The organism is Brachybacterium tyrofermentans (assembly GCF_039526165.1).
In the GTDB taxonomy this organism is placed as follows: domain Bacteria; phylum Actinomycetota; class Actinomycetes; order Actinomycetales; family Dermabacteraceae; genus Brachybacterium; species Brachybacterium tyrofermentans.
In genome coordinates, this window is sequence record NZ_BAAAIR010000006.1 from 165046 (window position 1) to 184072 (window position 19027).

The following is a 19027-nucleotide window of genomic DNA, read 5'->3' on the forward strand; positions in this document are numbered from 1 at the left end:
GGAAGGAAGGACCTGTCATGTCCAGCCCTGAGACCCGCGACCCGTCGCCCGCCGTCTCCCGAGCCCTGGGGATCCTGCGGGCCCTCGAGGTCGCCCGCGTGCCGCTCACGCTCTCGGAGATCGCCCGCGAGGTCGGGATCGCGAAGTCCTCCGCCTCGAACATCTGCCAGGCTCTCGAGGGGGAGGGCGTGATCCAGCGCGCCGAGAACGGCTATCGGCTCGGTCTGCGCACGGCCGAGCTCGGCGGGGCCTTCGCCGCCCAGTTCAACCAGGTGCGAGAGTTCTTCTCCGTCGTCGAGGCGGATCCGCTGCTGCGCACCCACGTCGTGCAGATCGCGATGCTGGATGCGCCGGATGCCATCTACCTCGCCCGTCATGAGGGGCGCGCCGAACGTCTCGGCACGCCGCTGGGCTCCAGGCTGCCCCTGGTCTACTGCGCGGTCGGCAATGCGATGCTGCTGGCGATGGGGGAGGAGGAGGTCGAGGCCGTCCTGGCGGCGTCGACCTTCACTCCGAAGACGGAGCGCTCCGTGGCCACGCCCGAGCAGGTGCGCTCGAAGGTCGCCGACGGCCGCGCGCGCGGCTATGCCGTCGACCACGGGGAGTCCTTCGCGGGCATCCTGGGCGTCGCCGCGCCCCTGGACCCCTGGCAGCCGGGTGATCCGCGGATGGCGGTCGGCGTCGCCCTCGGAGCGTCCGAGGCCGACGAGGCGACCATCGCCGCCGTCGGCGCCGCACTGCTCGACGTCTCCGCGCAGCTCACGAACCCGCTCTCGCGCCGACCCGCCTGACGGCGAACCCGCTGCATCGGTCGATCCGGGGCATCGTGCGGCTCGGCGTGTGTTCAACCTGTTGCACTGAGTTCGATATTGGGTACAGTGGGCGGCGTCGCGCGGCTCCACCGCGCTCCAGCACTCCCCGCACGTACCCGTCGCATCGAAGGAGATGCCATGAGCTCGACGACGAGAGCACCCCGGCCCGAGGGCGCACAGCATCTGTCCGACCAGGAGTACGCCGCGAATCTCCGCCGTGCCACGCTCTCCTCGAGCATCGGCAGCGCGATGGAGTATTTCGACTTCGCGATGTACGGCCTGATGACCGCCCTGGTCTTCAACACCCTCTTCTTCCCTGAGGGCGACCCGGCGATGAACACGGTCGCCGCCTTCGGGATCTACGGCGTCGGGTTCGTCGCCCGCCCCTTCGGCGGGCTCCTCTTCGGCACCCTCGGGGACCGGGTGGGACGCAAGTGGGTCCTGGTCGTCACGGTGCTGCTCATGGGCGGCTCCTCCACCCTCATCGGGGTGCTGCCCACCTTCCACCAGGCCGGTTACCTCGCCCCGATCCTCCTCGTGATCCTGCGCCTGCTGCAGGGGCTCGGAGCCGGCGCCGAGCAGGCCGGAGCCACCGTGCTGATGGCCGAGTACGCCCCGGTGCGACGTCGCGGCTTCTTCTCCGCGCTGCCGTTCATCGGCATCCAGGCCGGCACCCTGCTCGCGGCGCTCGTCTTCACGCTGCTCACGCTGATGCCCGAGGCCGCCTTCCTCGCCTACGGCTGGCGCCTCCCGTTCCTCGCCTCGTTCGTGCTGATCATCGTCGCGCTGCTGATCCGCTCCCACCTGCGCGAGACTCCCACCTTCGTGCACCTCGAGAAGCACGAGCAGGTCGCCGAGCGCCCGCTGCGGGAGATCTTCACCCGCGGCCGCCCCGGGGTCGTCGTGGGCATCGGCCTGCGCATGGCTGAGAACGGCGGCAGCTACATGTTCCAGTCGCTCGCGCTCGCCTTCGTCACCTCCGCCGCGATCGGGCTCGACCGCGGCATCGTCACCTGGGGCGTCACCCTCGGCTCCCTCCTCGGCATGATCACCGTGCCGCTGAGCGGGCATCTCTCCGACCGCTTCGGGCGGGTGCCCGTCTACCGCGCCGGCGCGGTGTTCATGCTCGCGTACACGTTCCCGGCCTGGTATCTGCTGTCCATCGGCAGCGAGGCCGTCGCGGTGGCGGTCATCGCGATCGGACTCGGCATCGCGGTGAACACGATGCTCGGCCCGCAGTGCGCGATGCTGCCCGAACTGTTCGGCGCCCGTCACCGCTACCTCGGCGTCGCCATGGCCCGGGAGATCTCGGCGGTCCTCGCCGGCGGCCTGGCCGGCGTGCTGGGTGCGGCCCTGCTGGCCTGGACCGACGGCAACTGGATCGTGCTCGCCGTGTACATGGGAACCCTCGCCTCGATCACCGTGGCCGCCACGTTCCTGGTGCCGGAGACTCGCGGCCGCGACCTGCTGCGCACCGAGGACGCCCTGCGCGTCTCGACGGAGGAGCACGACCATGTGCACGAGACGGGCACGCCTGTCGGTGACGACTCGGCGACCGGTCACTCGGCGACGGGCGACCCGACGACGGGCGACCCGAGGCCGGGCGACCCGACGCAGGACGACCCGACAGAGGGTTCGGCGTCCGCAGCCGGGCGCTCTCGCCGTCTCGCGCGGAGATGACGGTCTCCTCAGCATGAGGGAGGGGCGCAGAGATCGAGATCCCTGCGCCCCTCCCTCATATGTCGCTGGTGCGCGCCCCGGTCAGGAGCGTCGGCGGTACCGCTCGGAGCGCCGGGTCGCCGGCAGCAGCGTGTCCGCCTCTTCGAGCGAGAGGCCGTTCGTCTCCGGGAGCATCAGGCGCACGAAGAGCACCGAGATGACGGCGAACAGGGTGAAGATCCCGTAGGCCACGCCCAGCGAGAAGTCCGCGACCACCGGGAACGTGGTGCTCACGATGAAGTTCGCGATCCAGTGCATGCCGGTCGCCACCCCCATCGCCTTGCCGCGCAGGCGCGTCGGGAAGATCTCGCCGAGCAGCACCCAGAGCACGGGGCCCCAGGTGGCACCGAAGAACACCACGTAGAGGTTCGCGGCGACGAGGGCGATCGGGCCCCACGGCTCGGGCAGCGACGGCGCACCGTTCACGTCGACGGACTGCGAGAACGCGATCGCGAGGGTCGCCAGCGTGACGACCATGCCGATCGAACCGATCATCAGGAGCCTGCGGCGCCCGATCCGGTCGACGAGACCGATCGCGATGAAGGTGACGGCGATGTTGATCAGCCCCGTGACCACGGAGATCGTGAACGAGTCGGACTCCGTGAAGCCCACGGACTGCCACAGGGTGGTGGAGTAGTAGAAGATCGCATTGATGCCCACGCACTGCTGGAGCATGCCGGCGGCGATGCCGATCCAGACGATGGGCTTCAGCCCCAGCAGGCTTCCCCGCAGCGAGCCGGAGCGGGCGATCTCCTCGTCCTTCAGCACGGAGCGGATATCGCTCAGCTCGCGCTCCATCTGGTCCTCGGGCACGATCGTGGCGAGGACCTCGCGGGCCTTGGCCTCCTTGCCCGTGAGCATGAGGAAGCGCGGCGACTCGGGGATCACGAGGGCGACCACGCCGTACACGACGGAGGGGATGACGCCGACGAGGAACATCCAGCGCCAGGCGGCGAGTCCCAGCCAGAGCTGCTCGGCGGCGCCGTCCGCGACGCCGGCGAGCAGGGCGTTGGAGACCAGGGCGGCGAAGATACCGATCGTGATGGCCAGCTGCTGCAGCGAGGCGAGCCGACCTCGGATCTGGCGTGGCGCGATCTCGGCGATGTAGGCCGGGGCGGTCACGGAGGCGATGCCGATGCCGAGCCCGCCCACGATCCGCCAGAGCACGAGGTCCCAGACCCCGACGGCGAGACCCGCGCCGAGCGAGGAGGCCAGGAACAGCACGGATCCGAGGAGCATCACGGGGATGCGGCCCCAGCGGTTGGAGAGCTGGCCGGCGAAGTAGGCGCCCACGGCGCAGCCGAGCAGAGCGCTCGCGACGGCGAACCCGGTGATCGCGGGATTCAGGTCGAACTGGCCCTCGATGGCGCCCACGGCGCCGTTGACCACGGAGGAGTCGAAGCCGAAGAGGAAGCCGCCGAGGGCGCCGGCGATCGCGAGCGCCAGGACTCGTCTGTTCAGGGCACGTTCCGAGCGTCGTGGGGCGCTGAGGGTCGACGGCTCTGGGGCGATGCTGCTGCGTTCTGGGGGCATGAGTTCACTCCGATGGTCGGGCGGTCGGGCAGGACCGGGCCGAGGGGAACTCACGACGGCGCGGAACCTCGGCCGTCACTGGCGGGTCGACGTTAGCGGTCGTGGCGCGATCGTGTGGGGGAGGGGCGCTCCGCGATACGGGACGAGGCGCTATAACGTGTCCGGTTCCACTCTGTTGCCACCGATCCTGTTCGGACGGTGCAACCGTTCAGACGCTTATAGGTGCAGCCGCTCAGGATTCGGGTGCGGGCCGACGAACCGGTGATTCCGTGCCGCGGGCCGGGCCCGCCCGTCGATCGAGCCTGCCGTAGGTCAGGCGCCGCAGCAGCATCTCCGCCGGGCCGCGCAGGCTCCGTGAGTCCATCCAGGCCGCGATGGGAAGGGAGAGCAGCCAGACCACGAGGGCGCTCCCCACCGCGCCAGCAGTGCTCAGGTGCACGCCGAGCCCCAGCCCCCAGTCCGCCATCAGCGGCGCCAGCAGCAGGGACTGGAACAGGTAGAAGGTGAGCGAGCGCTGCCCGACGGCGCTCAGCGCACGCACCAGCGAGCCGGTCCGAGCTGCCGAGGTCCCCGTCGAGGAGGCCCCGGGAACGCGGGCCTGTGCGGAGGTGGGAACGCCATAGGCGCGCTGAGCAGGGACCCGCGCCGCGTCCGCAGCGGCGGCCTCCCGGCGTCGTTCCCGCCGAGCAGCCGTGTCCAGCGGACGGTCCCCCGAGCCTGAGCCCGAGCCCGGGTCACGGGCAGGATCGGTCGTCGTACTCGTGGCAGCACGTCCCTCCAGGCGGGTTGCGAGCAGACCGAACGCTGCGGCGTAGCCGACTCCGCAGGCGATGCCGGCCAGCGAGTTGAGGCCGCTGAACGCCCAGCCCACCGCGTCCGGCAGGGGGATGACCCCCGTGATCAGCAGGACGTCGGGCACGCCGCCGAGCCAGCCGATGGCGATGCCGAATATCGCCACGCGCGTCAGCAGGCGGGTATGACGCCATGGCTCGTCCAGCACCCGGTGGCGAGCGGCGACCCAACCCACCAGGATCGACACCGGGGTCAGGAGCAGAGCGCCAGGCAGAAGACCCATGGTCCAGATCGCCAGGCGCGCGAGGACGGAGACCAGATACGGCTGCCCGTACGCGAAGTCCCGCACGAGGCCCATTCCGAAGCTGCCGGACTTCACGGACGCGATCGCCTCGGGCGGCGCGAAGAAGGCCAGCGAGATGGCGCTGAGGATGCTGAACAGGGCGAACAGGAGCATCAGCGTGACCAGCACCCCGATCCAGATCAGCAGGGTGCGCGTACGTCGGCCGAAGAAGATCCACACCATCAGCAGCCCGGCCACCGCGTACGCCCCCAGGATGTCCCCGTAGAACAGCAGGGCGGCGTGCAGCAGGCCCAGCAGCAGCATCGTCCAGTGGCGGCGGCGCATCATGGCGCGCACGATGCGTGGTTCCATGCCGCGGTCGAGGCGGGATCGGTAGAACTGCACCATCCCGTAGCCGAAGAGGACCGCGAACAGAGGCATCGCCCGGTGATCGACCGCGATGGTCATGGCGACCTGCACCGCCCAGTCGGCGACGTTCTGGGCAGGGACATGCGGGGTCATGCCAACGGAGCCCTCGTGCCCCCACAGGTACCAGGAGACGTTCGCGATCGCGATGAGCGCCAGCATCAGCCCACGGGCGATGTCCGTGGCCAGGGACCTCGGCGGAGCGGCGACCGGAGGTGACGGTGGCGCCGACGTCGGGTCGGACCGAGCCGGATCGGAGGGAATCTGTTCCGAGCGAATCGGATCGGACGGGGTCGGGCCGGTGGCCGGAGTGGGCACGTCGGTCACGTCGGGGCCTTCCGCTGCGGCGGCACACACGGATTCCCAGCACTGCTCGCTGAGGGTGCTTCGCGTCGTCCCTCGAACCTAGTGAGGCGCTGGGCGGAAGTCGTGCGACCAAAGTCGGGTGCCTGTCATGGATCGGTGTGACTGGTGTCAGGGTCGAGCCGGAGCGGTCCGGGCATCGAGGGGCTCTGCGATCAGTGGCGACGCGGCGGGCGACACGACGCGCCGGGACGAGGTTCTGGAGGCAGATCTCTGGACGCCGCAGCGTCGTTCCGGGGACCGCGATGCAGGTCGTGGCCACGGGGCGGAGGTGGTGTCCAGAGACACCCGTCCGAGGGGAGCGGGGTTGCCCCGGCCGAGCCCGTCTACTGCCTAGACTGGCGGGGAACTAGACCCCTGGTGGGGCGCTAGGCCCCCGATTTTTGCGACAGTGAGGCTGCGGTGAACGACCACCTGAAGACGACGGTCCAGGCGATCAACTGGAACCGGATTCCGGACCCGAAGGACCAGGAGGTGTGGGATCGCCTGACCGGCAACTTCTGGCTGCCGGAGAAGGTGCCGCTGTCCAACGACATCCAGTCCTGGAACCGGCTTCCCGAGACCGAGAAGAACCTGACCATGCGCGTGTTCACGGGGCTCACCCTGCTGGACACGGTGCAGGGCACCGTGGGCGCGGTCTCGCTGATCCCCGACGCGATCACCCCCCACGAGGAGGCGGTGTACACCAACATCGCGTTCATGGAGTCGGTGCACGCGAAGTCCTACTCGCAGATCTTCTCGACGCTGTCGAACACCAAGCAGATCGACGAGGCGTTCCGCTGGAGCGAGTTCAACGAGCCGCTGCAGAAGAAGGCCCAGATCGTCATGGGCTACTACGCGGGCGATGACCCGGAGAAGCGCAAGGTCGCCTCCACTCTGCTGGAGTCGTTCCTGTTCTACTCGGGCTTCTACCTGCCCATGCACTACTCCGCCCACGGCGAGCTCACGAACACCGCCGACATCATCCGCCTGATCATCCGTGATGAGGCGGTCCACGGCTACTACATCGGATACAAGTTCCAGAAGGCGATGGAGAAGGCCTCTCCGGAGCGCCGCCAGGAGCTCAAGGACTACACGATGTCCCTCATGTTCGAGCTGTACGAGAACGAGGAGGAGTACACCGAGGATCTCTATGACCCGGTGGGCTGGACCGAGGAGGTCAAGACCTTCCTGCGCTACAACGCGAACAAGGCGCTGATGAACCTCGGCTTCGAGGGCCTGTTCCCGCAGGACCAGACCGAGGTCAACCCGGCGATCCTCGCGGCGCTGTCCCCGAACGCGGATGAGAACCATGACTTCTTCTCGGGCTCCGGATCGAGCTACGTCATGGGCAAGGCCGTCGAGACCGAGGACGACGACTGGGACTTCTGAGCCCCACCGCGGAGCAGCACATGCCCGCACACCCTGCCGACGGCGTCGGACCTGCGGGTCCGGCGCCGTCGGCGCGTCACGTCCCGGGGCTGGCCCAGGACCTTCGAGGAATGGTGCGCTTCCACGCCGTCGAACAGGACGCCGACGCCATCCTGCGCCGACGCGTCGCGGAGCTGCTCGGTGCGGCCACCAGCACCCGCGGATCGTCCGACGCCGACGCCGCTGTCGCGATCCACGTCGGCCGGCTCTGCCCCCGGTGCGGCTCTGCGGCGCACGGCCGACCCTGGGCGCGCGTCGCCGACCTCGCCACGTCGATCGGCGTGAGCCTGTCCCGTTCCGGTCCCCATCTCGCCACCGCCGTGCGAGCGGACGGCCCGATCGGCGTGGACATCGAGGAGATCCGCGCGGTCACCTCCCGCTGGGACGAGGCGCTCGTCGCGCATCCGAGCGAACTGGGCCTCGCGACGACCGCGCTCGAGCAGGCGCGGATGTGGACCCGCAAGGAGGCTGTGCTCAAGGCGCTCGGCACGGGCCTCGCGGTGGCGATGGTGCAGGTCGACCTGCTCGAGCACCAGGTGGTCGATGTGCCGGCTCCGCAGGGATTCGTCGCGGCGGTCGCGCTCGACGGCCCGCGTCGGCTGGGTGGAGGAGGCCCTGACGTCGGCTCGGTCGGATAGCGTAACGTGCTGCCATGCAGAGGGACATTGTCGCTGGCTCGACGCCGTTCACTGACCGTCTGGCGAAGGTGGAGCTGGACAGGCATGGCCTTCCGGGATTATTGGTTGCCGTAGACGGCAGTGACGGAACCGGTAAGACGACGTTGCTTGCCGGCCTGGAGAGTGAACTCCGGTTGCGTGGGCACGAGGTCCTGGCCACGCGACAGCCGACGACGGAGGCGCGTGAGTCCAGTGCTTTCCGGGATTTCCTGTTTCGGCCCGAGAGTCGCGACGACATCGACTACCGCGCGCTGCTGTGTCTCTTGATTGGAGACCGGTTGCAGCATATTCACCGTGTGGTTCGACCGGCGCTGGCGCGTGGCGCGGTGGTGTTGTGCGATCGATATGTCTTTACGCAGATGGTCACCACTGTGACCAGGGGCTTTGACGATGAGCGATGGATGCTCGAGCTCTACCAGCACGTGATGCGTCCGGACGTAGGCGTGATCACTGACGCGCCGACCGACGTCGTCATCGAGCGCATCTCAGCGCGCAGCGACGCGCGGGAGGCCTTCTACGAGGACGACCATGTTCGGGCCAACCTCCGTGCCTACCGCGACGTCGCCGTGCAGTACGACCTCACCGTGATCGATACGCTCGACGTCTCGCCTGATGATGCGGTCTCTCTTGTTCTCGCCGAGATCGATCAGCAGTTCGTGGAGAAGGCGACTCGTACATAGGCACCAGTCGGCAGGCGTGGTCGGACTCACCACGGGCGGGAACATATGGTCGATGTCGAGTCGACCGAAACAGCTCATCGAGGCACTCTTGGGGCGACCGTGCAGACCGGACGACAACATCCTTCTGTCCCGCACCAGCTAGGCGGCGAGAACACCGGCCGCAGCAGGCTCAGGCGCGGATGCCGCGCGGGCACGGAGGCAGTTCGAGGGCATCGAGCCAGGGCGTGAACAGGCCCTCGAGATCCTCGCCGGCCACGCGCTGCGCGTGCTCGCGGAACATCTCGGTGGTGACGTTGCCGCCGCTGTTCTCCGCGATCCAGGACTGGAGGATCTCGAAGAAGGCCGCATCGCCCACGCGCACCCGCAGCGCATGCGCGGTCAGTGCGCCGCGCTTGTAGATCCGGTCGTCGAACATCAGCGCCGCGCCGGGGTCAGCGAGCAGGAGGTCCTGCGGGAGGCCCGCCAGCTTCGCGTGATGCTCGTCGACCTGCTCCTGCACCGTCGAGACGCCGGACTCCTCGGCCCAGAGCCATTCGCTGTAGCAGGCAAAGCCCTCGTGCAGCCAGATGTCCTGCCAGCGGGCGAGGGTCACCGCATTGCCGAACCACTGGTGGGAGATCTCGTGGGCCACCAGGCGCACGGCCTCCCAGTCGGAGTCCACGAAGTTCTGGCCGAAGGTGGACAGTCCCTGCGATTCGAGAGGGATCTCGAGCTCGTCCTCGGTGATCACCGCGGTGTAGGAGAGGAACGGGTAGGGCCCGAAGAGGCGGGCGAAGAAGCGGATCATCTCCGGCTGCCGGCCGAAGGAGGCCGCGAACTCCTCGGCGTCCTGCTGGGGCGGGGCGATGGTGCGCACGGGGATCGGGGCGTCCCGCTGCTCGGTCACCTCGTACCGGCCGATCTGCACCGTGGCCAGGTAGGTCGGCATCGGCACCGCCTGCTCGGAGCACCAGGTCACGGTGGCCCCGCTGCGCCGGGTCCCGGTCTGCTCGCCGGCGGTGGCTACGTGATAGCCCGGCGGGACCGCGACGGCCAGGGAGTAGGTGGCCTTGTTGTCGGGCCGATCATTGCAGGGATACCAGGACGGGGCGCCATGGGGCTGCGCGGCGACGATGACCCCGTCGGCCAGCTCCTCCCAACCGGTGCTCCCGTGCAGCCGAGATGGCACCGGCTTCGGCTTGCCGGAGTAGCGCACCCGGATCTCGAACTCCTCGCCCGCGCGCACCGGATGCTTCAGGACGATGCGGTCCTTGTGGTGGGTGACCTTCTGCGGACGGCCGTCCACGAGCACCTTCTGCGGGCGCAGGGCGTGGAGGTCGAGGTGGAGGACGTCGGTGTCGCCGGCGGCGCGGCACCGCAGGGTGGCGTCGCCGTCCAGACGGTTCGAGTCGACCTTGTAGACCAGCGAGAGGTCGTAGTGAAGGACGTCGAAGCTCCGGTCGCCATGTCCGGGCACATAGGGATCGCTCCCGGCGTCGGTCGAAGAGTGCGTGCTGCTCATGCGTCGTCCTCCCAGGGACCGATCGGGTTGCCGGTCCAGCGTGTTCCAGAAGGCACTCTCTCACCTCGCATGACCAGCGAGACGGGTCCGACGGTGGCGTGGCGGTCGATCCACGCGGCGGGAAGGATCACGCTGCCCGGCCCCAGCGTCGCACCTGCACCCAGACCCACGGTGTCCATGCTCAGCACGCGGTCGTGGAAGAGGTGGGTCTGGACCACGCAGCCCCGATTGACGGTGGCCCCGTCCCCGAGCTCCACGAGGTCCGTCTCGGGCAGCCAGTAGGAGTCGCACCACACCCCCGTGCCGATCCTCGCGCCCAGCAGGCGCAGCCAGGCGTTCAGGGCGACGGTCCCCGAGGCGACCTGCGCGAACCACGGGGCGGCGAGCACCTCCGTGAAGGTGTCGGCGAGCTCGTTGCGCCACACGAAGGAGGTCCACAGGGCGTGCTCGCCGCTGCGGTGACGGCCCACGATCGCCCACTTGGCGAGCACCGTGACCGCTGCGGCGGCGAGGCTGCCGGCGATCAGCACGGGCCCGCCGAGGAGCAGGGCGGGCAGGATCCCGACGCCCTCGACCTGGCCCGTCCGCAGGATCAGGTACAGGAGCACGCCGACGCCCAGGCGGAGCAGCACGGCCAGGAGCATCGGCACGACCCGGAGGGTCTCGACCAGTCCGCGATACACGTGCAGGCGGCGCGAGGGCGCGTAGGTGCGGCTGTCGTCCTGTTCGTCCCGTGCCCGGCGCAGCTTCCGCGGCGGGCTGCCCAGCCACGAGGTCCCGGCCTTGGCCTGGGCGCGGCGCGGGGCGGCGGAGAGCACCGCGACGAGCGACTGCTTGGGGACCTTGCGGCCCGGGGCGAGCATGCCGGAGTTGCCCACGAAGGCCCGCTTGCCGACCTTCACCCGTTCGACGCGGATCCAGCCGCCGCCCAGCTCATAGGGCCCGATCAGGGTGTCATCGGCCAGGAAGGCGTGGTCGTTGACGGTGACCAGGGAGGGGATCAGCAGCACGGTGGAGGCCTCCACGCCCGTGCCCATCCTGGCGCCGAGCAGCCGCAGCCAGATCGGGGTGAGGGCTCCGGAGTAGATCGGGAAGAGCCAGGTGCGAGCCTCGTCGAGGAGCCGGAGCGTTCCCCAGATCGCGAGGCCCGACAGGGAGCGCACCGGGCGGTGGCCGGGACTGATGGCGAGCCCGAAGAGCCTGGTGAGTCCGAGCACCAGGAGGATGAGCAGGGCGTAGCCGGCCAGGGCCGCGAGCGGCAGCCTCAGCAGGGCCGCGCCGAGAGCCTGGCCGAGGCCCTGTGTGCCGGACAGCGCCGGCAGGAGCACGGCCGCTCCGGCGAGCACCGCGATCGCGGGGAGTGCCGCGATCATGCCGGCCACCAGGGCGTACAGGAGCAGCCAGGCGGTGCCGCGGGGTGGGGCGTCCGTGGACCAGGGGCCGCGCGAGGCGGCCTGGTGCTCGGCGGGGGAGCCGGACCAGAACTCTCCGGCGGGGACCTCGCCCAGCACGGAGGAGCCCGGTGCGACCTCCGCCTCCCGTCCGATCGTCGCACCGGGGTTGAGCATGCTGCGCGCACCGATCCGTGCCCGCTTGCCGATCCGCACCTCCCCGATATGGAGCAGATCGCCGTCGATCCAGTAGCCGGCGAGGTCGACCTCGGGTTCGATCGAGGCGCCCGCCCCGATCGTGAGCATCCCGGTGACCGGGGGCAGGGCGTGCAGATCGACGTCGCGGCCGATCCGTGCGCCCAGCAGGCGGGCGTAGGGGAGGAAGAACGGGGCCCCGGCGAGGCCCGCCGCGCCCAGCTCCTCCTGGATCTTCTCGGCGAGCCAGAGCTGAAGGTGGACCCGGCCGCCGCGGGGGTGGCTGCCCGGGGTCACGCCGTGCAGCAGCAGCCGGGCGAGCACCGCGGCCAGCGCCATCCGTCCCGGAGGCAGCACGAACAGCACTCCCATCACGATCATCGTCCACAGGGGGAAGGCGGTGAGCCAGGGGACCGGGGTCAGGGCGGCGCCGAGGCTCGAGGCGATCATGAGCCAGGTGATCCAGCGCATCGAGGCCAGTGCCCGCAGAGGCACCAGCGCGAGCAGCTGGGCGAGCTGGCTGCGGCGGCGCAGCGGGCGCACCGTGCGATCGGAGCGGGTCACCGTGGCGCCCATCGCGTCGAGGTGGGCGGCGAGAGCGGCGACCGTGGGCTGGGAGTAGATGTCGCCGACGGTGACCTCGGGGTGGGTCTCCCGGAGCCGGCTGACCACCTGGGCCGCGCTCAGCGAGCCGCCACCGGCGTCGAAGAAGTCGTCGGCGGGGGAGGTGACCTCGGCGCCGAGCACCTCGGCCCAGATCTCCGCGATCCGGGCGCTCGTGCCCGCGAGCGCGGCCGCCGGTTCGTGCCGGGTGGGCAGCGGCCAGGGCAGGGCATCGCGGTCGATCTTGCCGGAGGTGCGGGTGGGGAGCTCGTCGAGCACCGCCAGGCGCGGCACGAGAGCGGCCGGCATCCGTGCTCGCAGCAGCTCCTTGGCGGCGGCCGCGTCGTACCGCCCGTCGACCGTGAGGTACCCGACCAGCAGCTTGTTGCCCGACCGGGTGGAGCGCACGGCGGCCGCTGCGGAGACCACTCCGGGAAGCCGCAGCATCTGGTCGTCGATCTCGCCGAGCTCGATGCGTCGGCCGCCGAGCTTGATCTGGTCGTCGGCGCGACCGGCGAACAGCAGACCGGCGGGATCGTTGCGCACGATGTCCCCGGAGCGGTAGGCGCGATCCCAGCCCAGCGCGGGCATGGCGGCGTACTTCTCGGCATCCTTCGCCGGGTCGAGGTAGCGGGCCAGCCCGATCCCGCCGATGATCAGCTCCCCGGATTCGCCCGGGGCGACGGGGTTGCCCTCGACGTCCACGACAGCGAGGTCCCAGCCGGCCAGAGGCAGCCCGATCCGCACCGGATCCGAGCCGTCCAGGAGCGCTCCGCAGGCGACGACGGTGGCCTCGGTGGGCCCGTAGGTGTTCCAGACCTCCCGGCCCTCGGCCTGGAGCCGGGAGGCGAGCTCGGGCGGGCAGGCCTCGCCGCCCATGATCAGCAGCCGCACCTCGGCGAGGGCCTCGTTGGGCCACAGGGAGACGAGGGTGGGGACGGTGGAGACGATGGTGATGCGGTTGGCGACCAGCCAGGGGCCGACGTCGACCCCCGAGCGCACGAGCGATCGCGGTGCGGGGACCAGGCAGGCGCCATAGGCCCAGGCCAGCCACATCTCCTCGCAGCTGGCGTCGAAGGCGACGGAGAGCCCGGCCATCACCCGGTCGCCGGGGCCGATCGGCTGCTCCTGGAGGAACATCGCCGATTCCGCGTCCACGAAGGCGGCGGCGTTGCGGTGGGTGACGGCGACCCCCTTGGGCCTGCCCGTGGAGCCGGACGTGAAGATCACCCAGGCGTCGTCCTCGGGACGCACCTCGCGCGCGGGCGTGGGGGCGGCGGCGCGGCCGACGGCGGTGGGCGTGATGGCCAGGTCGTTGCCGACCAGGGCCACGGCGGCGGACTCCTCGAAGACCACCCGGGCACGCTCGTCGGGGTCGTCCGCATCGACGGGGACGTAGGCGCCGCCGGCGAGGAGGATGCCGATGATCGCCACGTAGAGGTCCGTGGTGCCGGACTTGATGCGCACGCCGACCGTGTCCCCGGGGCCGACGCCGACCGCGGCGAGCCGGGTCGCGAGCACGGTGGCGGCCTCGTGGAGCTCGGTGTAGGTCAGCGGGTCGATGCCGTTGTCGACCGCGGGGGAGTCACCGCAGGTCTCGACGGTGCGGCGGAAGATCTCGACGAGAGTGCTCGGGGCCGGGGCCCGGTCTGCGGCGAGGAGCTCAGGGAGGAGGCCATACGGGGCGGGGGTCACGCCAGGAGTGTCGTACGTCGAAGTGACGAGAAGGTGTCCAGAACGCCGACTTGGACGTGACGCCGCGCACGTCAGGCGGGTGCTCGAAACGTCTCGACTTTCCCCGATGCCGCCCCCGGAAGAAAGTCGGACGATTCGAACAGATCACATAGACCGCGTGGTCGTCCGTGTGACCTGCATAGATGCGTGCATCCCGCATTATGCGTTCACAACGGTGCACACTATAGGTGCAGTAATCCTTCCCTTCCCCTTCACAGAATGGAGAACCGATCATGGGACTTCTCTGGGCCATCATTTCCTGGATCATCATCGGCGGCATCATCGGCCTCATCGCACGAGCGATCATGCCCGGCAAGCAGGCCATGGGCCTGGGCCTGACCATCGTCCTGGGCGTCATCGGCGCCATCGTCGGTGGCTTCATCGGCGGTCTGCTCGGCGGTAACGGGGTCAGCGGCATCCTCGACAACCCGTGGAGCATCTGGACCATCCTGCTCGCGGTGATCGGCGCCCTCATCGTCATGTTCATCTACAACCTCGTCACGAAGAACCGCGCCTGACCTCAGGCAGCGTCTTCGACAAGGCGGCGTCGTCCCGGATCTCCGGGGCGGCGCCGCCGTCGCATTTGGGGTGTTCCGCCGACCCGGTGCGATTCGTCGGACCAGAGTGACCCGTCGACCCAGGGCGGCCCGTCGACCCAGGGCGGCCCGTCGACCCAGGGCGACTCGTCGGCCCGGAGCGACCCGTCGGATCCGAGTGACCCGTCGGCTCAGCGCGACTCGGTGCGACTCAGAGCGGCACATCTGCGGTGCGACGACCCGCATCCCGCACCCCGGTGCGTCCGGAGGACCACCGCGCGGTATCCGCACGCAGGTCCTCGAGGAGCTCGGGGGTGAGCAGCACGGTCAGGGCCGCGACCCGGGAGGAATACCTCGTCGGCTCGACCTGGGCGGCGTGCGCCCCGGCCCAGATCCGCACCGCGTTCTCGGCGATGCCCACCTCGGCGAGCGGCACCTCGAGCTCGGCGATGATCAGCTCGGTGCGACGCAGCAGCGTCGCCGCGGTGACAGCCTGCTCGACCCCGGCGGTATAGGCGCGCACCAGCCCGCCCGCTCCCAGCTTCACCCCGCCGAAATAGCGGATGACGATCGCGAGGGTGTCGACGAGTCCGGCATGCAGCAGCGACTGCAGCATCGGCATCCCGGCGGTCCCCGAGGGTTCGCCGTCGTCGCTCGAGCGGTTGACCTCGGCGGACTGCGCGGTCTCGCCGATCACCAGCGCGGTGCAGTGGTGCCGGGCATCGGGATGCTCGCGGCGTGCGGCTCGGACCAGGGCGTCGACCTCTTCGACGGACCCCACCCGATGCAGGCGGGTGAGGAATCGGGAGCGCTTCTCGACCAGCTCGGTCTCGACGTCGGCGGCGAGGACGAGGGGTTCGGGCATAGGTCGAGTCTAGGCGGGCTCCGGGCCCGGGCCATCGCCCGGTGTTGTGGCCTGGGACTGTTGCCCGGAGCCGCGGTCACGTGCCGTCGCGCTACGCTGGGCGTCGCCGCACCGTGGCCGCTATCCGACCTGTCCTGGAGGACCCCGTGACCGCTCCGCTCTCCCCGCCCTATCCGCCCCAGGGCTCGCAGCCCGGCCAGAACCCGGGCCAGAACTTCGGTCAGAACTCGGGCCAGAACTTCGGTCAGCACCCGGGTCAGCCCCCGCAGCGCTCGGGAGCAGGCAAGGCCCCGAAGATTCTCATCATCCTCGGCAGCATCATCCTGGCGCTGGCCGTCGTCATCGGGGCGGTGCTCGCCGTCATCGGGATCAGCACCACCGCCGGTGGGATCGGCGACATCGAGGTGTTCGACAGCGGCTCCGGCTCGGTCACGGCCGAGGAGGGCGATGTGCTGCAGTACTACGTCGAGACCGGGACCGAGGTGCCCAGCTGCGACATCACGGCACCGTCCGCGGAGGCCATCGGTGAGGGGACCGCGCAGACGAGCTCGACCACGATCGACGGCCGGCAGTGGGAGTCCTTCGACTCGATCACCGCGAACGAGGCCGGCGAGTACACCGTCGACTGCGCGGGCACCCCGGTCGCCGTCGGCCCGCCCGTCTCCCTCGGCGGGATCTTCGGCGCCGTCGGCGGCATCCTGCTCGCCGTGGGCGGGGGCTTCCTCGGGTTCGTGCTCCTCGCCATCGGCGTGATCCTGCTGATCGTGCGCAAGCGCCGCGTGACGGCGTGACGGGATGATGGCATGAGCGTCAGGGGATTGCGCCTCGGCTAATCGAGCAGGATCCCGGCACGACGAGAGGGGCCCACCCGGGAGCATTCGTGCTCCCGGTGGGCCCCTCTCGCACCGTCACTCAGCTAGTCAGTCGCGCAGCCAGCCAGCCAGCCAGCCAGCCAGTCTCGCAGCTGCTGCGGGTGATCGCTGCGCTCTCACCGTGCCGCGATGCCCGGCGGCGGTGGGCGAGGACTCAGGCGTCCTCGGTCACCAGCGGGTATACGCCGTTCTCGTCGTGCACCTCGCGGCCGGTCACCGGCGGGTTGAACACGCACACGCACTTGATCTCGGTGCGGGGGCGCACGATGTGCTTGTCGTGGTCGTTGAGCAGGTAGAGGCTGCCCGGGGCGATCTCATGGATCTCACCGGTGGCGAGATCCTCGATGGTGCCCTCACCCTGGGTGATGAACACGGCCTCGATGTGGTTCGCGTACCAGAAGTAGCTCTCGGTCCCGGCGTACAGGGTGGTCTCGTGGACCGAGAAGCCCACGCCCTCCTTGGCCAGGATGATGCGCTTGGAGCGCCAGTTCTCCGACTGGATGTCGGCGTCGGTGCCTTCGACCTCTGCAAGGGTGCGAACGAGCATGGGGATGGTCCTCTCCGTGGATGGTCTGGGGGTCCTGCGCCTGAGCTCGCGCTCAGGGACGTCGGCCCGTCCCTCGGAGGGAGCGGGCCGACGGGTACTGGGGGATCAGGCGGTCAGCGCCTCGTCGACGGCCTTCTCGAGGATGTCGAGCCCGTCGCGGAGCTGCTCATCGGGGATGGTGAGCGCGGGGAGCAGCTTGACGACCTCGTCGGACGGACCGGAGGTCTCCACCAGCAGGCCCTCCTCGAAGGCGCGCGAGGTGACCTGGCCGGCCTGCTCGCCGGTGGGCAGCTGCAGGCCGCGGGCGAGGCCGCGGCCCTTGACGATCAGCTCGTGCCGGTCGGCGTGACGGGCGGCGATCTGGTTGAAGCGGCTCTCGACGTAGGCGCCCTTGGCGATGGTGGACTTCTCCAGCTCGTCATCGCTCCAGAACAGCTCGAAGGCCTTGGCGCCGGAGGCGAACGCGGGGCCGAAGCCACGGAAGGTGCCGTTGTGCTCGCCCGGCTCCCAGATGTCCAGCTCGGGCTTGAGGAGGGTCAGGGCGAGGGGCATGCCGTAGCCGCTGATGGACTTCGACAGGGTGACGATGTCGGGCGTGATGCCGGCTTCCTCGAAGCTGAAGAACCCGCCGGTGCGGCCGCAGCCCATCTGGATGTCGTCGACGATCAGCAGGATGCCGTGGGTCGTGCACAGGTCGGCGAGGCCGCGCAGCCACTCGGCGCGGGCCGCGTTGATGCCGCCCTCGCCCTGGACGGTCTCGACGATCACGGCGGCGGGCTTGTTCAGCCCGCTGCCGCCGTCGGTGAGCAGGCGCTCGAGGTACATGAAGTCCGGGACCACCTGGCCGAAGTAGTCGTCGAAGGGCATCGGCGTGGCGTGCACCAGCGGGATGCCGGCGCCGCCGCGCTTGAGGGAGTTGCCGGTGACCGACAGGGCGCCGAGCGTCATGCCGTGGAAGGCGTTGGTGAAGTTCACGACCGACTCGCGGCCGGTGACCTTGCGGGCCAGTTTCAGGGCGGCCTCGACGGCGTTCGTGCCGCCCGGGCCGGGGAAGGAGACCTTGTAGTCGAGACCGCGCGGGGACAGGATCAGGTCGTTGAAGGTCTCCAGGAACCGGCTGCGCACGTCGGTGAACATGTCCAGGCCGTGCACGACGCGGTCCTCGAGGAAGTGGTCGATGACGACCTTCTTCAGCTCGGGGTGGTTGTGGCCGTAGTTCAGGGTGCCGGCGCCGGCGAAGAAGTCGGTGTACTCGCGGCCGTCCTCGGCGACGAGCGTGGAGCCCTTGGCGTGCGTGAAGCTCACGGGCCAGCTGCGCGAGTAGCTGCGGACCTCGGACTCGAGCGAGGTGGAGTTGATGGGGGCGATCGCTGTCATGGTGTCTCCCTTGGTGGGTGTGCAGGTGGTCTGGGTGTCCGGAGGGACGCGGTCTGCGGGCGCGCCGGAGCGCCCGTGGCGACGGGTCGTGCGACGGGTCGGGGTCAGGAGCCGGCGTGCAGCTCTCCGATCACATGGAGCAGCTCGGCGCCGTGCCCGGCGTCCGGGAAGTCGGTCTCCTCGAAGAGCGGCTTGATGCGGTGGTCGGCGCCGTGACGCTCGGCGAAGGAGGCGAACAGCCGCTGGGAGGCGGTGTTGTCCTCGGTGATGGTGGTCTCCAGGGTGCGCACGTGCGGCAGGTCGCCGAGCAGTGCGTCGAGCATCCGGCGGGCGACCTGGCGGCCGCGCATCGACTCGTCGACGGCGATCTGCCAGATGAACAGGCAGTCGGGATCGGCGGGTCGGAGATAGCCGATGACGAAGCCGACGACCGCGCCGTCGTGGACGGCGATACGGGAGGTCTGGGCGAAGTCCCGTGCGAGCAGGAGGTAGGCGTAGGAGGTGTTCAGATCCAGCGTCCCGCTGTCGCGGGCCACGCGCCACATCTCGGCGCCGTGGCGGTGGATGGGGGTGATGATCTCCGGATCGGAGCTCTCAGCAGCAGTCTCAGCAGCAGATCGTGTCGTACCTCGAGGTGAAGGGTGGTCGTCGGAACGTGTCGTCAGTTGGCCCATAACGCTCACCAACGCTATCGAGACCAGCGACAAATGT

15 protein-coding genes are annotated in these 19027 nt (G+C 69.9%); 7 read left to right on the top strand and 8 right to left on the bottom strand.

Going from position 1 to position 19027, the window contains the following annotated elements:
- The first annotated feature begins 17 nt into the window (after nt 1–17).
- Nucleotides 18–791 carry an IclR family transcriptional regulator gene (locus tag ABD093_RS01790; RefSeq protein WP_193118873.1) on the top strand — a complete coding sequence of 258 codons (774 nt, stop codon included), beginning with the start codon at nt 18–20 and terminating at the stop codon, nt 789–791.
- 159 nt (nt 792–950) lie between these two features.
- The gene (locus ABD093_RS01795; protein WP_343922051.1) at nt 951–2492 is read left to right on the top strand and encodes an MFS transporter; all 1542 of its coding nucleotides are present in this window, start codon (nt 951–953) and stop codon (nt 2490–2492) included.
- An 81-nt stretch (nt 2493–2573) separates the two neighbouring features.
- On the opposite strand, the gene ABD093_RS01800 is transcribed toward ABD093_RS01795, so the two are convergent.
- Together ABD093_RS01800 and ABD093_RS01805 are read right to left on the bottom strand one after the other, a co-directional pair.
- Nucleotides 2574–4064, bottom strand: coding sequence for a sugar porter family MFS transporter (locus ABD093_RS01800; protein WP_343922053.1), 1491 nt, complete (start codon nt 4062–4064; stop codon nt 2574–2576).
- A gap of 232 nt (nt 4065–4296) precedes the next feature.
- Nucleotides 4297–5727, bottom strand: coding sequence for a DUF418 domain-containing protein (locus tag ABD093_RS01805; RefSeq protein ID WP_343922055.1), 1431 nt, complete (start codon nt 5725–5727; stop codon nt 4297–4299).
- A gap of 603 nt (nt 5728–6330) precedes the next feature.
- Between ABD093_RS01805 and nrdF the strand changes: the two genes are divergently transcribed.
- From nrdF to ABD093_RS01820, 3 genes are read left to right on the top strand one after another with little or no spacing between them, the layout of a single operon-like run.
- Nucleotides 6331–7299: a class 1b ribonucleoside-diphosphate reductase subunit beta gene (gene nrdF, locus ABD093_RS01810; protein WP_343922057.1), complete on the top strand. Its 969-nt coding sequence runs from the start codon at nt 6331–6333 to the stop codon at nt 7297–7299.
- 20 nt (nt 7300–7319) lie between these two features.
- The gene (locus ABD093_RS01815; protein ID WP_343922058.1) at nt 7320–7976 is read left to right on the top strand and encodes a 4'-phosphopantetheinyl transferase family protein; all 657 of its coding nucleotides are present in this window, start codon (nt 7320–7322) and stop codon (nt 7974–7976) included.
- Between the two features lie 14 nt (nt 7977–7990).
- Nucleotides 7991–8695 (top strand): dTMP kinase, encoded by a 705-nt coding sequence (locus tag ABD093_RS01820; RefSeq protein ID WP_343922059.1) that lies wholly within the window; start codon nt 7991–7993, stop codon nt 8693–8695.
- A 169-nt stretch (nt 8696–8864) separates the two neighbouring features.
- Here ABD093_RS01820 and ABD093_RS01825 read toward each other — a convergent pair whose 3' ends face one another.
- On the bottom strand, nt 8865–10196 hold the full coding sequence (locus ABD093_RS01825; protein WP_343922060.1) for a M1 family metallopeptidase: 1332 nt from the start codon (nt 10194–10196) through the stop codon (nt 8865–8867).
- A complete protein-coding gene (locus ABD093_RS01830; protein WP_343922061.1) occupies nt 10193–14080 on the bottom strand; it encodes a Pls/PosA family non-ribosomal peptide synthetase in 3888 nt (1295 codons plus the stop codon). Before ABD093_RS01830 ends, ABD093_RS01825 begins: the two co-directional genes overlap by 4 nt.
- A 272-nt stretch (nt 14081–14352) precedes the next feature.
- Here ABD093_RS01830 and ABD093_RS01835 point away from each other — a divergent pair, with 272 nt between their 5' ends.
- On the top strand, nt 14353–14637 hold the full coding sequence (locus ABD093_RS01835) for a GlsB/YeaQ/YmgE family stress response membrane protein (RefSeq protein WP_193118867.1): 285 nt from the start codon (nt 14353–14355) through the stop codon (nt 14635–14637).
- A gap of 229 nt (nt 14638–14866) precedes the next feature.
- Here ABD093_RS01835 and ABD093_RS01840 read toward each other — a convergent pair whose 3' ends face one another.
- On the bottom strand, nt 14867–15520 hold the full coding sequence (locus ABD093_RS01840) for an IMPACT family protein (RefSeq protein ID WP_343922062.1): 654 nt from the start codon (nt 15518–15520) through the stop codon (nt 14867–14869).
- A 146-nt stretch (nt 15521–15666) separates the two neighbouring features.
- Here ABD093_RS01840 and ABD093_RS01845 point away from each other — a divergent pair, with 146 nt between their 5' ends.
- Complete coding sequence (locus tag ABD093_RS01845; protein ID WP_343922063.1) at nt 15667–16311, top strand: hypothetical protein; 645 nt, start codon at nt 15667–15669, stop codon at nt 16309–16311.
- Nucleotides 16312–16546: 235 nt separating this feature from the next.
- Here the strand turns inward: ABD093_RS01845 and ABD093_RS01850 are convergent, their stop codons facing one another.
- From ABD093_RS01850 to ectA, 3 genes are all read right to left on the bottom strand, one after another.
- A complete protein-coding gene (locus ABD093_RS01850) occupies nt 16547–16939 on the bottom strand; it encodes an ectoine synthase (protein ID WP_343922064.1) in 393 nt (130 codons plus the stop codon).
- A 105-nt stretch (nt 16940–17044) separates the two neighbouring features.
- Nucleotides 17045–18316 carry a diaminobutyrate--2-oxoglutarate transaminase gene (gene ectB, locus ABD093_RS01855; protein WP_343922066.1) on the bottom strand — a complete coding sequence of 424 codons (1272 nt, stop codon included), beginning with the start codon at nt 18314–18316 and terminating at the stop codon, nt 17045–17047.
- Nucleotides 18317–18420: 104 nt separating this feature from the next.
- Entirely contained in the window at nt 18421–18861 is a 441-nt protein-coding gene (gene ectA / locus ABD093_RS01860; protein ID WP_343922068.1) for a diaminobutyrate acetyltransferase, read from the bottom strand.
- Nucleotides 18862–19027 lie beyond the last annotated feature (166 nt).

Excerpts from the sequence above, each read along its gene's own strand:
- ABD093_RS01790 (WP_193118873.1), top strand. The coding sequence starts at position 18 with ATGTCCAGCCCTGAGACCCGCGACCCGTCGCCCGCCGTCTCCCGAGCC.
- ABD093_RS01795 (WP_343922051.1), top strand. The coding sequence starts at position 951 with ATGAGCTCGACGACGAGAGCACCCCGGCCCGAGGGCGCACAGCATCTG.
- ABD093_RS01800 (WP_343922053.1), bottom strand. The coding sequence starts at position 4,064 with ATGCCCCCAGAACGCAGCAGCATCGCCCCAGAGCCGTCGACCCTCAGC.
- ABD093_RS01805 (WP_343922055.1), bottom strand. The coding sequence starts at position 5,727 with ATGCTGGCGCTCATCGCGATCGCGAACGTCTCCTGGTACCTGTGGGGG.
- ABD093_RS01815 (WP_343922058.1), top strand. The coding sequence starts at position 7,320 with ATGCCCGCACACCCTGCCGACGGCGTCGGACCTGCGGGTCCGGCGCCG.
- ABD093_RS01820 (WP_343922059.1), top strand. The coding sequence starts at position 7,991 with ATGCAGAGGGACATTGTCGCTGGCTCGACGCCGTTCACTGACCGTCTG.
- ABD093_RS01825 (WP_343922060.1), bottom strand. The coding sequence starts at position 10,196 with ATGAGCAGCACGCACTCTTCGACCGACGCCGGGAGCGATCCCTATGTG.
- ABD093_RS01835 (WP_193118867.1), top strand. The coding sequence starts at position 14,353 with ATGGGACTTCTCTGGGCCATCATTTCCTGGATCATCATCGGCGGCATC.
- ABD093_RS01840 (WP_343922062.1), bottom strand. The coding sequence starts at position 15,520 with ATGCCCGAACCCCTCGTCCTCGCCGCCGACGTCGAGACCGAGCTGGTC.
- ABD093_RS01850 (WP_343922064.1), bottom strand. The coding sequence starts at position 16,939 with ATGCTCGTTCGCACCCTTGCAGAGGTCGAAGGCACCGACGCCGACATC.
- ectB (WP_343922066.1), bottom strand. The coding sequence starts at position 18,316 with ATGACAGCGATCGCCCCCATCAACTCCACCTCGCTCGAGTCCGAGGTC.
- ectA (WP_343922068.1), bottom strand. The coding sequence starts at position 18,861 with ATGTGGCGCGTGGCCCGCGACAGCGGGACGCTGGATCTGAACACCTCC.